The organism is Jeotgalicoccus coquinae (assembly GCF_014207425.1).
GTDB classification, from domain to species: Bacteria; Bacillota; Bacilli; order Staphylococcales; family Salinicoccaceae; genus Jeotgalicoccus; species Jeotgalicoccus coquinae.
Window position 1 is genome coordinate 145,314 of the sequence record NZ_JACHFF010000001.1, and the last position, 14,876, is coordinate 160,189.

The window sequence follows — 14,876 nt, forward strand, 5'->3', positions numbered from 1 at the left end:
CTTTTTATATTTGTTATCTCAAAATTCAGATTTAAAATTGTTCAGCAATTTCTCATTATGATAATCTTTATATAAACAACCGCTACATAACAAAGGGGATATTTTAATGAAAAATTTCGACACGCTCTACAATCCTTATCATTCACAGCGCAATCCTGTCGTCGCTAAAAAGGGGATGGTTGCCACGTCGCAGCCTTTAGCGGCTCAGGCCGGGATCACCATTATGCAGAACGGCGGCAACGCGATTGATGCTGCGATCGCCACTGCTGCAGCGCTCACTGTCGTTGAACCGACGACTAACGGTATCGGCGGCGATGCGTTTGCGCTCGTCTGGGTCAAGGATACGCTCTACGGTTTAAACGGCAGCGGCAAATCGCCCGCTTCTATTTCCATCGATAAAGTCCGTTCTGCCGGCTATGATGAGATTCCTAAATACGGATTTACTCCGGTCACTGTTCCGGGACAGCCTGGTGCATGGGCCGAACTTTCCAGACGGTTCGGCAAATTGCCTTTTAAAGATTTAATGCAGCCGGCCATTCAGTACGCAGAAGAGGGATATCCAATATCACCCGTGCTCGCAAAGTTATGGGACAGAGCGGCTGTCAGATTTAAAGAAGCGTTTGAAGGTGATGAGTTCGACCATTGGTTTGAAACTTTCACACCTAACGGGCGTGCACCAAGAGTCGGTGAAATCTGGAAGTCACAGGACATGGCTGATACGTTAAGGGAACTTGCTCAAACTGAATGCGAGTCTTTTTATACCGGAAATATTGCCCGGAAAATAGATGAATATTCGAGGGCATACGACGGCTACATAAGAAAAGAGGATTTAGCAAAATACAAACCTGAATGGGTGGACCCGATATCGGTAAATTACAGGGGATACGATGTCTGGGAAATACCGCCGAACACTCAGGGCATTATCGCTTTATCCGCCTTAAATATACTGAAACATATGGATATTGCAGATAAGGAATCTACTGATACATATCATAAACAGATTGAAGCAATTAAACTGGCATTCGCAGACGGGGAGAAATACATTGCAGATCAGGCGTATATGAAGGATGTTACAGCTGAAGATATGCTGGACGAAGCGTATGCGAAAGAACGTCTGAAATTAATTACGGACAAAGCAGGACAGCCTGAAGCGGGTGAACCGAAAGCGAGCGGCACGGTATATCTGTCTACGGCAGATGAAGAAGGGAATATGGTGTCGTTTATACAAAGCAACTATATGGGATTCGGTTCAGGACTCGTTGTACCTGGTACCGGAATCGGGCTGCAGAACAGAGGCTGCGACTTTAACCTGGATCCGGAATCACCTAATGTATTGGGACCTGATAAACGTTCGTATCATACGATTATCCCGGGCTTTATCACTAAAGGCAAAGACGCCCTTGGACCGTTCGGCGTCATGGGCGGATTCATGCAGCCGCAGGGACATGTGCAGGTGGCGATGAATACAATCGACTTTAACCATAACCCGCAGACTGCACTGGATGCACCGCGCTGGCAGTGGGTTAAAGATAAGACAGTGTGGGTGGAGAAAAACTTCCCTCATCAGATCGCAGAAGACCTGATAAAACGGGGGCATAACATTGAAATGAAATTGGACTCAGGCTCGTTTGGCCGGGGACAGATAATATGGAGAGACCCGGAAACAGGCATACTGTACGGCGGCACGGAAAACCGCGCGGACGGGCATGTGGCGGCGTATTAAAAGGGAGAAAGAATTCCTTCACAATTAAAAAGTCGAATGAGCAATACTATGTATTGGTCACTCGACAGTTTTCTGGTTAGAAATTATTGAAGCAATTCCTACACCTAGAGGAAGTAATGGTATAAGTATCGCACTAAAACTATTTGTATCGATTATTACGGAAAAAAGAATGAAACTTAAAAGAGCGACTATAAAATATACTGGTATGAATTTAGCACTCCATAATATTGAGTTTTCCATGTTGTCACCTGCCTCTTGAATAAAGCAGCGGATACTGCTTGTGGTGTGGTTCAATAAATCTCATTCAGTAGTATAACTCTATGATTCCATAACCATGGAGGAAGGTCAAATAACAATATAAATCACAGTGTAAAAAAATTCATTCATCTTTATCATAGCTCTTCGGCTCGGAGAGACTTATAAAATGTATCCATGCAATAAAGAGAGCGAGGATTAGGGCAGCTATTATAGTTAGAAAAGATAAGGTATGAGAAGTTCTAAACGTCTCTAACAAAATTATAAAAACCAAGACGAATGTTACTTTAGCAATATTTTTTGGTCGGATAACTTTCGGACTGATAATAACAACCCCAGTATAGTAAGCTTTATATAGGTATATAGACTATTTCTATAAGTTAAAAACAGAAATATCTAAAGTTATTAATTTTAAGAAAACACAGGTGATTTTGATGGAGAGAAATATAGTGAATCAAATCGAGAGTAAACTTAAATCTATGTCATTCCTCAAACTGACAATGTTGTCAGTTGTTTTAGGCGGAGGTATATCTCTAATATTTGCTATTACTAGAGATATATTTAATATGTTTAATTAATAAAACTTAAGTCACGATAAACATAAATAAAGGGTGATAGTTCTGATTTTCATTAACATTTTATATCTGCTGCTTGTAGTTGTCGGGATTATTTTATTTGCATATAGTTTTAAAAACAAACGCAGTGTGTATGCAATGCTGGCTGTTATATTGATATTGGTACCGATTATTATCCTGACGATTGGACCGTCTTTCCTTGGATTGGCACCGGCCCTTTCTTTGTTGATTCTAATGGTTATTCCACCGGTTGGATCGATATATATATCGAGTAATGAATCGAATGGATTAGACAAAACGACATAAAATAGAGATGAGGCATTTAAATTGGTAAATAAAAATATGAATGAGGATGTCAAAAATAATTTAGTTGAGAAAGTAAGTAAAAATAAAGAGCAGTTAGTGGACTTATGTTCACGTTTAGTACAGATTCCGAGTGAATCCCCAGAGTCTGATACACGTCAAATGGTAAAAGAGATTGCAGATTTTCTTGAACAAATTGATGATGTTGAAATTTCTTTCCATACATTGGAAGAGCCGATTACGAATATTGTTGCAAGAATTAAGGGGAAGAATCCAGGGAAACGCCTGATTTTAAACGGTCATCTTGATACCTACCCTGCTGGTAATGAGTCGCTTTGGACACATCATCCGTTCTCTGGTCATGAAGAAAATGGGCGTATGTATGGAAGAGGTGTCTCTGATATGAAAGGTGGCATAGCGAGTTATCTGGTTACCTTTATGATAATGGCTGAAATGAGAGACAGCTGGTCAGGAGAACTCGTAATTACACTTGCCGGTGATGAAGAAACGATGGGTGTCAAAGGAACAAAGTATCTTTTAGATACAGTCCCGCATGCTTCAGGCGATGCCATGATCAGCGGAGATGCTGGCGCTGCTAAAGTACTGCGTTTCGGTGAAAAAGGTTTAATGTGGATTGAGCTGAATGCCATTGGGAAAGCATCTCATGGTGCACATGTACATAAAGGGAGAAATGCTATTGACCGGCTGGCGGAAGGTATTGACCGGCTGAATAAAGAACTTGTCTCTTTAAAAGTGAATGCCCCGAAAGAAGTTACACAGGCGATAAAAGAATCGAGTGAGATATCTGAAAGGTATTCCGGAGAAGGGGAGACAGAAGTCCTGCAGCAGGTCACAGTTAATTTTGGAACGATTGAAGGCGGGGTGTCTCCAAACCTGATACCTGCAAAAGCTTCTGCACAGGGTGACATCCGTGTTCCGGTAGGTGTATCAATGTCTGAAGTGGAACAGAAACTCAAAGAGATTACAGAATCTGTAGAAGGACTGTCATATCACATCTTCCGGCAGTATGAACCGAACCGGTCGGATATTAACCATGAGATTTTTGTCTTTACTGCTGATAATGTAGAATACATTACCGGAGAAAAACCTGTAAACACAATGCGGGTCGGAGCATCAGACGCCAGACATTACAGGATATCTAAAAATATTCCTTCTGTTAACTGCGGTCTGAATCCTTATAATCTCGGGGGACCGGATGAATATATAGAAATAGAAGAGCTGACGAACCTGGCGAAAATTCATACTTTAACTGCGTTTGATTATCTAAGTGAATAAGAAAGTGGGGATTCAGCATAGATTATATAATTCGTGAAATGATAACAGGAGATATAGAACAGGTTCAGGCTGTGGCGAAGGAAAGCTGGCATGCGACGTATGAGGGAATTATCCCGAGAGAAATTCAGCAGAATTTTTTAAATGGTGCTTACAGTGATGAAATGATGGAAAGACGTATGGAGAACTCGTTAATGCTTGTGGCTGAAGCGGAGAACACAATCGCAGGTTTTGCCAACTTCACTCCGGTGAATAAGCAGGGACAAACAGAATTGAGTGCGATATATCTTCTTCCGCAATATCAGGGCGAAGGAATTGGATCAGCTTTGTTAAATACCGGGGTTAAAAAGTTAGAGAACTTAAAAGAGATTCAACTCGATGTAGAAAAGGAAAACATAATTGGAACGGCATTCTACAAAGCAAAAGGGTTTAAAACAGTTGATGAATATGATGAGAATTTTGGCAGTCATATTCTGAAAACAGTAAGAATGGAATTAATTTTATAAGAGATACAGACCCGTATGAAATCATCCGGGTTTATTATTATTTCATTGAAATATCGATTATCAGGGAGAACAATATACAGTGTGTCATATTTTAAATTCAGGGTATAGAAGATTAATGTTTAAAGGAGGATTTTCAATGAACAAACTGGAACGTATTACAGATATTGCTCTGCCGGTTATTGGAGGCAGTGTGGTTGGTTTACTGACAACGAAACATGCGAAAGCAGATTTTGAGAAATATAAGCAGCCGCCGTTTTCACCGCCGAAAGAGGCGTTTGGTATTGTCTGGCCGATTCTGTATACGACGATGGGAATCGCCCGTACGATTACGAAGTCATCACGAAAAGATACCGAAGCTAATGCTTATGTGTATTACTCACAGCTCGGTTTAAATTACTTATGGAGCGTTCTGTACTTCAAATTTAAATTGAGAGGGACAGCACTGATTGAAAGTTATGCATTATTCGCGAGTGTCTTACTGACAACAGTCGCATTCTACAAGACAAATAAATTCGCAGGATTACTGCTGATACCTTATGTAGTATGGACAGCCTATGCAACATACTTGAATGCAGGCTTTGTTGCATTAAATAATAATAAAGAAGAATACGCAGAAGATATTTAATAATAAAGTCCGGTACCTGATAGAGCAGGGTACTGGACTTTATAAAATATTACTTACATACAGTTTTTGAAATGATACTTTGAAAACATTTGAGTACAGCAACCACATGCTTGCTGTTGAAGAAGAAAAGTTTAAAGAATTTATTAGAGAAATAACAAAAGGGTAAATTCGCATTTATGACACTGGGGAGTGGGACTGCTTGATAGAAATTAAAAATGTTAATTGGGTTAATCTTGCAGATAAGAAAATTGAAGTGAAAGATGTAAGTGTTCCATCCGAAAATAAGTTGGAAATAGATGGTACTGGTAAATTTCTGATGCCTGGCCTTGTGGATATGCATACTCATATTTCTGCTGCGAGTGCAAAGCATTATTTATACAGCGGAGTAACTACTGTCAGAAATACAGGCGGCAATTTTGAGATGCTCAATCTGATTGATGATGTTTCGCCAAAAATATATGCAACTTACCGTTTTATAGACGGAGAGCCTGGTCTATGGGGGCCGACGTCCTACGGTAATATTTCTACAAATGATATTAATACTGCATTGGCAGCTGTCGATGAGTTACATAAACAACGTGCAAAGTTCGTTAAAGTTTACGGTAATATTCAGGGAGACGTCCTGAAGGCTGTCGTTAAAAAAAGCAGTGAACTCAATCTGGAGGTAGCTGCTGATTTGCTTCATACAAAAACTATTGATTCTATAACAGCTGCAGATTACGGTGTGAAATGGCTGGAGCATGCATCCAGTATCGTTCACAGTCTTTATCCGGATTATAATACTCAAATTTCTGTAGATGAATTTGAGCGTATCAGCCAAATAGAAGTGAGTGAACAGAGATTAACAGAGGTGCTGACTCACTTAATTGAAAAAGAAGTTAAGATTGTTCCGACACTATCATTGTACAGACATCTGGGAGACGGCCGGATTTTTAACCCTCCAGAGTTGGATCAGTCGCATCAAATGAAGCTGCTGGATGAGGATAAAGTATTTACTGTAAATGATCAATTCAATGCAATCGACGCTCAATTGAATGATGATTTTAGAAGATGTCAGAAATGGGAGTATGAGCAGGTAAAAGCTATTACTGAAAAATATCTTGAATTAGACGGTGAAGTTTATATTGGGACAGATGCACCTGCCGGCACGTGGGTCTATCCTGGATTAAGTATGGTAGAAGAATTAAATGAGTTTAAAAATTTTAATCTGGATGCATATGAAATTTTGAAAAAGGCAACAATAGAAGCTAAAGAAGTTGTTGGCGAAGACTCTGGGTATTTACTGATTAACAATAATCCAGTCGAAGATTTTAGTAATATCTTAGAAATAGATACTGTATTTGTTAACGGCAAATCATTTAGACATACTGATATTGAAAAATATATTGTTGATGCAGATGAGATGATGAAAGAATTTGAACAAATAGAAGATAAATACTGAAAGCGGGGATTATGATGGGGATTAGAAACTTAAAGTAGAATCGTTTAGCCGCATATTAAATTCTAGGAGATAAGAAAATGGAAAGTAATTGGGCAAACGATTTTTATAAAATGCAGTATAAGTTTATAGGTAATTATCCTGAGGGATATCATACAAAAGCAGCAAATGAAATATTGGAACAGGCTGGTAAACCGGTAGGCGCAATGCTTGAACTTGGCGCGTGGGATGGAAGTTTAGCACGTGCACTTTCAAATCAAGTAGGTCAAATTACTACCGTAGAGTTAATAAAAGAAATGGTCGAAAAAGCAAAATCTCTTAATCCGGATAATATTGAAACAGTTCATGGCAGCTTTTATAATGAAGAAATTTTTGGACCGGTACTATGTGTGCTGCCTTTTGACGATGTTGATGAAGTCATAGAGCGCGGAAACTTAACAGAGTACGGTCTGTCTTCGGGTGTTCATACTAAAGATATTAATAAGGCACATAAAATAATCAATGCAATCGATGCAGGCACAGTCTGGGTCAACGGTTATATGAACAGCGATTCAAATGTGCCGCTCGGTGGCTTTAAGCAAAGCGGTGTCGGTGCCGAAATGGGCTTCCCGGGCATTGATATTTATACGAAATCGAAGAGCGTTGTCATAGATTTGGATGACTAGGTATAGAAACAGCCAGAGATTAATCTCTGGCTGTTTTTTTATTTAAGATGCACATTCCAGGACTCATCATAATAGAATTCTGAAAGAATATCTGAATCCATCACTCTAAACATTTCATCAAAATCATTGGCCAGAGTATATGTTCCAAGTTCATCTTTATCAATCCAGAACACCTCACCTTCATCTGATGAAAGGAGTGTGCCTGAATACTGATTCGTTTTATACATCAGTACAATATATCTTTCATCATCTTCAGTCTGGAACTGTTTTGTTCCGCATATTTGCGGACTTTTAACTATCAGTCCAGTTTCTTCAAACACTTCGCGGATAACTGAATCCACGAAAGACTCATTCTTTTCAACTTTTCCGCCTGGGAAAGTCACACCTGGCCAACTACTGCTGACACGGTCCTGTATTAATATTTGACCCTTATCGTTTTCTATCATACACATGTTGGTAATTATCGTTTTTTCTGCTTTGGACATGATGACCTCCAATATTTTAAATACGTTTGCTTACATATTTAATTATATCTCTCTAAACCGCTTTGTAAACGCTTACTGGATGTAGTACTCTTAATTAAAATAGTATTTGGGAAGTGACATATCACGTGGTAAATTATCTGATTAAAAATCGTGCAGGACAGTTTCTGATGATAGGAGTTATTTTTATCATTGCCGGTTTTGTTCTGCTGCCGTTAAATGAGTTTGGCAGCAGTATTGCATTCTACTTTGCGATTTTTTTCCTCGGTTTCTTTGCAGCGAAAACTGCAGTGACAGAAACGATGCGATTAAGGTCACCGAATGTCGATTTACTCATGATTCTGGCAGCTATCGGTGCAGTTCTTATCGGTTTCGAGTCCGAGGGGGCTTTGCTTCTGTTTATTTTTGCCAGTGCTGAAGTGCTGGAGGATTATGCAACCAGTAAATCCACAAAAGCAATTTCTGAATTAATGTCACAGGTACCGTCTTCTGCGAATGTACTGCAGGATAACGGTGAAGTCATTGAAGTACCGACAGAATCACTCGTTGAAGGGAACATTGCTGTTGTAGCGAAAGGTGAGCAGATTCCCATCGACGGTTATGCCGACAGGGAAATATTCGTGAATGAATCCGCTTTAACAGGAGAGTCTGTCCCCGTGACTAGAGCAGCTGGTAAAGAGGTATTTGCGGGGACCATTAACGAAGGTAATTCATTTCACCTGGAGGTTAGCAAAGCGAGCGGAGATACCGTCTTTTCAAATATTATCAGAATGGTGGAAGAGGCACAGAGCCGGCCTTCCAAAGTATCAAAATTTATTGACCGCATTGAATCTAAATACGTTATGGGCGTACTCATTGGTGTCCCGATTTTTATCTTTATCCTCTATGTGATTAATGGTTTTTCATTTGAGGAAGCTTTCTACAGAGGCATGGTTATGCTGACTGTAGCGAGTCCGTGCGCCCTGGTCGCTTCAGCGACACCGGCCACTTTAAGTGCCATCAGCAACGGTGCAAGAAACGGTGTGCTGTTTAAGGGCGGAGCAGCTATGGAGGCGCTGAGTACCATGGATATTCTCTACAGCGATAAAACAGGCACTCTGACACACGGTGACTTCCAAGTCGTGGACTATGCTGCGGATGAAGAGATTATTAAAGAAGTTGTGTATATGGAACAGCAGTCGAGTCATCCAATTGCAGAAGCTGTTGTTAAGCGTTTTAAAGCAGTGAGTCTAGAAAGTGTTGATCAGACAGAAGACATTGAAGAGGTCGTCGGTTCCGGGATGAGGAAAGGAAATGTTGAAGTTGGAAAACCTGCTGCCTTTGCTGATTTTGAAGACCCCATGGGCTATATGGAAAGCGCCATTGACGGTAATACGAATATATTTGTCGGTAAAGACGGTCAGGTTGCGGGATACTTTTCTCTCGCTGACCGCGTACGGGAAGAGGCGGTGCATGCGGTCTCAGGATTTAAAAAGGAAGGTATTGTTGTATCACTTCTGACCGGAGATAACGAGAAAGTTGCCAAAAAAGTTTCAGATGAAGTCGGAATTTCTGAATACGCTGCATCATGTATGCCGGAAGATAAAATAAGATATGTGAATGGACAACAGGACAAAGGCAAAGTCGTCGGCATGATTGGTGACGGCATTAACGATGCACCGGCCCTCGCCAATGCAGATATCGGTATTGCCATGGGCAGCGGTTCATCAGTCGCCATGGAATCATCAGATGTAGTGATTGTGAAAAATAATCTGCAGAAACTGTTCTACAGTTTTAAGCTGAGTCAGAAGCTGAATCGCATTATTATCGGGAATGTAATTTTCTCAATCAGTGTTATTCTGACCCTGGTTACTTTAAATATATTCGGCCTTTTAAATCTGCCGATGGCAGTCCTCTTCCATGAAGGCTCCACGATACTGGTTATACTGAACGGTCTGCGGTTATTGAGACAGGGACGGGAAGGGCTAATGTAATAGAGGTGAATGCTTTTAACTCTAATGAAACTATTACAGTTAGTGAAAGCCCAGGTGAAAAAAGACATTGAGGGTCACTATGCATGAACATGGAACAATTTAAACATACACTTCGTTGAACCAGATGAAAGTAAAGATATTACTGTGCAGATGATTGAATTTAAACCGATGTCTAAGATAGAGATACTGAGGTTTTATATAAATGGAAACGAAGCATCGTTAAAAGCGATGCTGGACTAAATGATCTCTAATAGGAACGCACGAGCACAGAACATTATAGTAAAACCTATTACAAAAATAAATACATTCTTCCACGGCGGTCTTTTATTATCGCGATTGATAAGAATATCCTTATGACACTTGTATTATTAAAATTACCATATATAAAATATGATAAGATAAGTATAAATACATAAATAGAGAAGAGTGTAATAACGAAGGGGATAAAGACTATGAATAATGGGTCGGTTATTATTTTATATGTTCTGCTCACACTCAACGCCTTACGTTACGGAACTTACATCCTGGAAGGTCACTCAAGCTCATATTACATTACAATGCTCAGTCTGAACTTACTGGTAATAATCTTTACGATTACTTACAGAGCGGTTAAAGCGAAGAAATCATCAGAAGCGGATATTACAGAATAATGCTTTAAAGGGGATAAAGCATGGAAACAAGACTACTGAAAAAGAATGAACAAGCGCCGCTGGAATTACTGCTGACAGCTGACCCATCCGCAACACTTATTAAAGGTTATTTGGACAGAGGTCACTGTTATATAGCGGAAATCGATAATCAGACAGCAGGTGTCTATGTATTGGTGGAAAATAATTCTGACACCGCTGAACTGATTAATATCGCAGCTAATGAAAAACATCAGGGCAAAGGCATAGGGAAAGCTCTGGTTAAAGATGCGATTCAAAAAGCAAAAGATATGGGTTATAAAACTATTGAAGTCGGTACCGGCAATTCAAGCATCAGTCAGCTGGCGCTTTATCAGAAATGCGGTTTTAGAATTACAGCTGTCGACAAGGATTTCTTTATAAAAAACTATGAGGAAGAGATTTTTGAGAACGGAATTCAGTGTATGGATATGATTAAGCTTGCTCAGGAATTATGAAGACGCAGTTTTTTTGCTGGAAGGGGATTAAGCATGGAAATTACTGTGAAAAGAAGAACGTGGTTTCTCGGCTGGCTGATGCCAATCAGTATAAAATTTAACCGTAAAACAATCGGTTCTGTCGGCGGTTTTCATACAAAAACTATGGAGATACCTGAAGAATCAGGAACCCTAACATATAATCAGCCACTGGATAAGACCGATCGGATAGGGGTCAAAGACGGTGATGTTGTTCTTATTAAAGAAACAATGTTAAGTAAAATCGTGAATATATTCGTTTTAATCGCTACAATCTTCACTATTTCCTACAACGTAAATACGCTGAGGACTGGCTATTTTTATCAATCAGAGATGCTAGGCACGATAGGGATGTTTTACTTAATCATATTTGTGACATTTATAGTATTTTCATTCTTCTTCAATTCTTATAAGTTTGTTAAAGAAGATTAAACACCAAGGGAGTTCATTACATAATGGGGATTTTAATTGCAGCCTTTATATTTTACTTCGTAATTAAGCATGCAGTCAGACATGCTATTATCGAAGCAAAAGTTAAAGAAAATGAATTAAGTTTACAGGTCAGAATTAATGACTTAATAGATAGAATAACACTTACAGGTTATGACATTATCGGCAGTGGAGCAACAAAAGAATATAAAGAAGATGCGAGAGCTATTAACGAAGATTGTATTAGAATATCAATGTCTAATGATTCAGAGGAAGAGAAGTATACACAGCTTAAAATTAAAGAGAATGAGATGATTCTATTACAAAGTGAGGGGTAAATTATGAAGAAATTTCATGAAACACTTTACAAGACACCGGAATTAATCAAATTATTCATCGTATTTTTTCTATTCTTTTATTTCCTAAGCGACATATTGCCGATGGGGGAAAGTGTTCCTGCAAGCATTGCAGGAGTGATTTGTGCAGGTCTTGGTGCAGGGCTACTTGCTGCATTATTCCAAAGACCGAAAGATAAGAAGAACGTAGAGTAAAAGAAATATTTAAAAACGGAGGGCTGTTTATGAATCAATCAAAGGATCCTGAATACATCGACCCTGCGAAATTACGATCTAAGAATAAAAGACAGCTAGCAGGTCCAGTGAGTAAGACTGATACAGCATTTGGCATATTTGAGATAGTATTCTTTATACCGCGTTTAATTATGCAGGTAATAAGAGCAATCTTTAACTAAAACAGGTGACAGACGAAAGGTCTGCCACCTGTTTTATGAAATATAAAAGATAAAAAGAATAAATCCGGCAAAACCTGCAATAACAAGAATCAGAATAATATTTTCGAAGCCCGATTTATTAGGTTGGTTATCAGTATTAGATACTACATTGGGCTCTGCCGGTTTTCTGTTGATAAATTTCAGAACTAATAAAACCACTGCTGCAAATAGTCCAAGAACGTAGGTGAATCCAATAAAAGAATAAAACTCGGGTCCTGAATTAAAAATACTTTTATCGTTTGTCAGTGTATATCCCATCGTCGTATAAGCAAGAACAAGCAGGATTATAAACAGAAGACCTGTCATTACCGCAGTTAAAATAAGTGAAAGAGATTTTCTGTTCTGATGATTTTTCAGCAGTGCAGAAATCGGCATATAGAATATAATCTTCACTATCGGGTACATGGATAGAATTAAAAGTAACATTAAAAAGGTGGTCATAGCATCACGCCTTACTATTTATATTTTATAGGTGAGTTAAATTCAGTACATCCAGTGTAGCTGATATGAGGTAGTTGCGCGCATCTATATCATTACCATGCTTTTTAAGCGGCAGGATTTCACCGTTATGCATATACTTGCCGTTATATCTTTCGGGTGATTCCACAGCTTTGACTGTCGATACACTCCCCTCATCAGGTGAAAGAAAAAATGGATCCAGTGTTTTATAAACCAGATTGCCAAAGCGTTCATTTTTTGGTGTTTTACCTAAATTAGTCGATACAGCACCTGGATGCACAGCGGTCGTTTTCAAGCCCTCTTCATGGTATGCATCATATAATGCCTGCATCAAGTAAAGTGTGCCAAGTTTTGACTGACCGTAGCTCGTAATCGGATTAAATTTCTTTCGTTTAAAATAGGGTGCAGTTAATGGTGAGAACTTATAACCATTCGATGATACGACGACAATTTGCTTTACTTCACTGTTAAGTACCAATGGGAGAAGCAGATGAGTCAGATAGAAATGGCCGATATAATTCGTGCCCATCATCATTTCAAAACCGTCTTTAGTTTCCTGTCTCGATAAAGACACCACGCCTGCATTTAACACAAGATGATTAATAGAATCATACTTCTCTTTCATTTCAGCTGCCGCTTTTTCAATTGAAGCAAGTTCGCTTAAATCACAATGAATTAAATCCACATGTACAGCGGAATGAGTTATTATTTCATTTTTTAAGACTTCACCTTTATTTAAATTCCGGACTAAGAGTACAATCCGGTCAACCTTCTTAGATAATGCTAAAGCCGTTGCTCTACCGATACCTGAAGTCGGGCCTGTAATTGCCAGTATATTTTCCTTCATCTGATCACCCTCTGCTGTTAGTTTTGTTATTTACTTATTACCCTTACAAGCAATATAAACTCAATTATCTTTAAAGAACAAAAAACCTTCTGACTTAGCTGTCAGAAGGTTCTACTATAAACTTATCAAAGTTATTCTCTTTTTTATTGCCGATAATCGTAATCAGTATAAATGCTAATACATATATAACAAGCAGTATCGTCATCGTGTAATTGTGATTCTGTGTTGAGTCATAAATAAAGCCGATTACAAACGGGAATAGTCCGCCGATAATACAGCCGCCTGTCTGCATCATTGCAGTCCACGAGTTCGCACCGTTTGCAGTCAGTGTTTCATCAAGCGGCAGCATTAACGCTGCAGAGTATAATCCGCCAAGCGGGATACCCATCATAAATGCAGCGATCCACATTAACGTGTGATCTCCTGTCCAGAACAATAATGTCGCCGCAGTTCCTGCAGCAAGGATAAAATAAATCCAGTTTCTTCGTGCCGGATATTTCTCCATCATTATTGGTAATAGAAGGTTAAAGATAACCTGAACGGACATCACAGCACTTAACAGCATACCGCCCTGAATCATCGTCATGCCGTTTTCGACTGACATCGGCACAAGCCATGTAATTGTCGAGAAATATATGGCAGCCTGCAGTGCATAAAACAGCATGAATAAATACGGTTTAAGCTGTTTCCACGGAGATGGAAACTTATACTTAACTTCTGAAACTTCCTGTTTAGGCAGTTTGCTGTTGTCGCCGGTTTTTAAGACGAAAGCGACGACCAGTACGCCGAACAATGCGAATGCTGACCAGATAGCCAGTGCAAACATAAACGAGTCGGACACTTCAAAAAATATTCCTGTGAAGGCAGCACTTGCTGCAGAGCCCATGCTCATAAAGAACGTTGAAATTCCGATAGCGATGGCCGCATGTCCCGGGAAATACTTCTTAATGACAGAAGACATCGTCGGGCCAAGTACTGCGATAGCGAGACCGATTAGAAATGCAGTAATCAGTAATGTTGAGAATCCTGGTACAAAACCGCGAAGTGCAGTTGCAACACCTAAAACCGAGAGCATAAGTATTAATGTGAATTTAGAACCGTATTTTTTATTAAGAACAGTAGCAAGTGATGCAAAGATTCCCATACATAGAACGGGAACAGTAGTCAGAAGACTGGCCTGTGCATTGGAGAGGGACAGTGACGTGCGGATCGTATCCATAAGCGGGCCGACGGATGTAATGCCTAAACGGAGATTAAGCGAAATGGCAGCAATGACGAAAAGCAGCAGAAAAGTATTCTTATTGTAAATTTTGTTCAAATCGTGTCCCCCAGTGTTTTGTGTTATTCATATCTTTATACTTATGATAGCATT

General features: G+C 39.4%; 18 protein-coding genes. 14 read left to right on the forward strand and 4 right to left on the reverse strand.

The genetic code is table 11. The features are described from left to right. Window positions 1-106 precede the first annotated feature (106 nt). The 7 genes from HNR41_RS00735 (at window position 107) to HNR41_RS00765 (ending at window position 7,383) form a co-directional block, all read left to right on the forward strand. Window positions 107-1,723 carry a gamma-glutamyltransferase family protein gene (locus tag HNR41_RS00735; protein WP_184280761.1) on the forward strand — a complete coding sequence of 539 codons (1,617 nt, stop codon included), beginning with the start codon at window positions 107-109 and terminating at the stop codon, window positions 1,721-1,723. Between the two features lie 866 nt (window positions 1,724-2,589). Further along, window positions 2,590-2,859: a hypothetical protein gene (locus tag HNR41_RS00740; RefSeq protein ID WP_156897224.1), complete on the forward strand. Its 270-nt coding sequence runs from the start codon at window positions 2,590-2,592 to the stop codon at window positions 2,857-2,859. 36 nt (window positions 2,860-2,895) lie between these two features. Then, window positions 2,896-4,152, forward strand: a complete 1,257-nt coding sequence (locus HNR41_RS00745) for a M20/M25/M40 family metallo-hydrolase (protein WP_184280763.1) — start codon at window positions 2,896-2,898, stop codon at window positions 4,150-4,152. A gap of 38 nt (window positions 4,153-4,190) precedes the next feature. After that, window positions 4,191-4,655, forward strand: coding sequence for a GNAT family N-acetyltransferase (locus HNR41_RS00750; RefSeq protein ID WP_221432830.1), 465 nt, complete (start codon window positions 4,191-4,193; stop codon window positions 4,653-4,655). Between the two features lie 136 nt (window positions 4,656-4,791). After that, window positions 4,792-5,280, forward strand: coding sequence for a TspO/MBR family protein (locus HNR41_RS00755; protein WP_184280765.1), 489 nt, complete (start codon window positions 4,792-4,794; stop codon window positions 5,278-5,280). Window positions 5,281-5,479: 199 nt separating this feature from the next. Then, window positions 5,480-6,721, forward strand: a complete 1,242-nt coding sequence (locus HNR41_RS00760; protein ID WP_184280767.1) for an amidohydrolase family protein — start codon at window positions 5,480-5,482, stop codon at window positions 6,719-6,721. Between the two features lie 77 nt (window positions 6,722-6,798). Beyond that, window positions 6,799-7,383 carry an aldehyde dehydrogenase family protein gene (locus tag HNR41_RS00765; protein WP_184280769.1) on the forward strand — a complete coding sequence of 195 codons (585 nt, stop codon included), beginning with the start codon at window positions 6,799-6,801 and terminating at the stop codon, window positions 7,381-7,383. Between the two features lie 38 nt (window positions 7,384-7,421). Here HNR41_RS00765 and HNR41_RS00770 read toward each other — a convergent pair whose 3' ends face one another. After that, a complete protein-coding gene (locus HNR41_RS00770) occupies window positions 7,422-7,868 on the reverse strand; it encodes an 8-oxo-dGTP diphosphatase (protein ID WP_184280771.1) in 447 nt (148 codons plus the stop codon). Between the two features lie 167 nt (window positions 7,869-8,035). Between HNR41_RS00770 and HNR41_RS00775 the strand changes: the two genes are divergently transcribed. The 7 genes from HNR41_RS00775 to HNR41_RS00805 all read left to right on the forward strand — a co-directional run bounded on the left by HNR41_RS00775 (window position 8,036) and on the right by HNR41_RS00805 (window position 12,159). Next, complete coding sequence (locus HNR41_RS00775) at window positions 8,036-9,838, forward strand: heavy metal translocating P-type ATPase (protein ID WP_221432831.1); 1,803 nt, start codon at window positions 8,036-8,038, stop codon at window positions 9,836-9,838. A 452-nt stretch (window positions 9,839-10,290) separates the two neighbouring features. Continuing rightward, on the forward strand, window positions 10,291-10,488 hold the full coding sequence (locus tag HNR41_RS00780) for a hypothetical protein (RefSeq protein ID WP_184280774.1): 198 nt from the start codon (window positions 10,291-10,293) through the stop codon (window positions 10,486-10,488). A gap of 20 nt (window positions 10,489-10,508) precedes the next feature. Beyond that, window positions 10,509-10,961, forward strand: coding sequence for a GNAT family N-acetyltransferase (locus HNR41_RS00785; RefSeq protein WP_184280776.1), 453 nt, complete (start codon window positions 10,509-10,511; stop codon window positions 10,959-10,961). A gap of 33 nt (window positions 10,962-10,994) precedes the next feature. Then, the gene (locus HNR41_RS00790; RefSeq protein WP_184280778.1) at window positions 10,995-11,411 is read left to right on the forward strand and encodes a hypothetical protein; all 417 of its coding nucleotides are present in this window, start codon (window positions 10,995-10,997) and stop codon (window positions 11,409-11,411) included. 23 nt (window positions 11,412-11,434) lie between these two features. Beyond that, window positions 11,435-11,746, forward strand: coding sequence for a hypothetical protein (locus HNR41_RS00795; RefSeq protein ID WP_184280780.1), 312 nt, complete (start codon window positions 11,435-11,437; stop codon window positions 11,744-11,746). Between the two features lie 3 nt (window positions 11,747-11,749). Next, entirely contained in the window at window positions 11,750-11,959 is a 210-nt protein-coding gene (locus HNR41_RS00800) for a hypothetical protein (protein WP_184280782.1), read from the forward strand. A 29-nt stretch (window positions 11,960-11,988) separates the two neighbouring features. After that, window positions 11,989-12,159, forward strand: coding sequence for a hypothetical protein (locus HNR41_RS00805; RefSeq protein WP_184280784.1), 171 nt, complete (start codon window positions 11,989-11,991; stop codon window positions 12,157-12,159). Window positions 12,160-12,192: 33 nt separating this feature from the next. Here HNR41_RS00805 and HNR41_RS00810 read toward each other — a convergent pair whose 3' ends face one another. The 3 genes from HNR41_RS00810 to HNR41_RS00820 form a co-directional block, all read right to left on the reverse strand. Beyond that, the gene (locus HNR41_RS00810; protein WP_184280786.1) at window positions 12,193-12,624 is read right to left on the reverse strand and encodes a hypothetical protein; all 432 of its coding nucleotides are present in this window, start codon (window positions 12,622-12,624) and stop codon (window positions 12,193-12,195) included. A 40-nt stretch (window positions 12,625-12,664) separates the two neighbouring features. Beyond that, window positions 12,665-13,504, reverse strand: coding sequence for an SDR family NAD(P)-dependent oxidoreductase (locus HNR41_RS00815; RefSeq protein WP_184280788.1), 840 nt, complete (start codon window positions 13,502-13,504; stop codon window positions 12,665-12,667). Between the two features lie 94 nt (window positions 13,505-13,598). Further along, a complete protein-coding gene (locus tag HNR41_RS00820) occupies window positions 13,599-14,822 on the reverse strand; it encodes an MFS transporter (RefSeq protein ID WP_184280790.1) in 1,224 nt (407 codons plus the stop codon). Window positions 14,823-14,876 lie beyond the last annotated feature (54 nt).

Bases quoted from the DNA above. Each gene is read 5' to 3' on its own strand.
- HNR41_RS00745 (WP_184280763.1), top strand. From the start codon at position 2,896: ATGAATGAGGATGTCAAAAATAATTTAGTTGAGAAAGTAAGTAAAAAT.
- HNR41_RS00785 (WP_184280776.1), top strand. From the start codon at position 10,509: ATGGAAACAAGACTACTGAAAAAGAATGAACAAGCGCCGCTGGAATTA.
- HNR41_RS00790 (WP_184280778.1), top strand. From the start codon at position 10,995: ATGGAAATTACTGTGAAAAGAAGAACGTGGTTTCTCGGCTGGCTGATG.
- HNR41_RS00810 (WP_184280786.1), bottom strand. From the start codon at position 12,624: ATGTTACTTTTAATTCTATCCATGTACCCGATAGTGAAGATTATATTC.
- HNR41_RS00750 (WP_221432830.1), top strand. From the start codon at position 4,191: ATGATAACAGGAGATATAGAACAGGTTCAGGCTGTGGCGAAGGAAAGC.
- HNR41_RS00815 (WP_184280788.1), bottom strand. From the start codon at position 13,504: ATGAAGGAAAATATACTGGCAATTACAGGCCCGACTTCAGGTATCGGT.
- HNR41_RS00755 (WP_184280765.1), top strand. From the start codon at position 4,792: ATGAACAAACTGGAACGTATTACAGATATTGCTCTGCCGGTTATTGGA.
- HNR41_RS00800 (WP_184280782.1), top strand. From the start codon at position 11,750: ATGAAGAAATTTCATGAAACACTTTACAAGACACCGGAATTAATCAAA.
- HNR41_RS00735 (WP_184280761.1), top strand. From the start codon at position 107: ATGAAAAATTTCGACACGCTCTACAATCCTTATCATTCACAGCGCAAT.
- HNR41_RS00765 (WP_184280769.1), top strand. From the start codon at position 6,799: ATGGAAAGTAATTGGGCAAACGATTTTTATAAAATGCAGTATAAGTTT.
- HNR41_RS00805 (WP_184280784.1), top strand. From the start codon at position 11,989: ATGAATCAATCAAAGGATCCTGAATACATCGACCCTGCGAAATTACGA.
- HNR41_RS00775 (WP_221432831.1), top strand. From the start codon at position 8,036: ATGATAGGAGTTATTTTTATCATTGCCGGTTTTGTTCTGCTGCCGTTA.
- HNR41_RS00780 (WP_184280774.1), top strand. From the start codon at position 10,291: ATGAATAATGGGTCGGTTATTATTTTATATGTTCTGCTCACACTCAAC.
- HNR41_RS00795 (WP_184280780.1), top strand. From the start codon at position 11,435: ATGGGGATTTTAATTGCAGCCTTTATATTTTACTTCGTAATTAAGCAT.
- HNR41_RS00770 (WP_184280771.1), bottom strand. From the start codon at position 7,868: ATGTCCAAAGCAGAAAAAACGATAATTACCAACATGTGTATGATAGAA.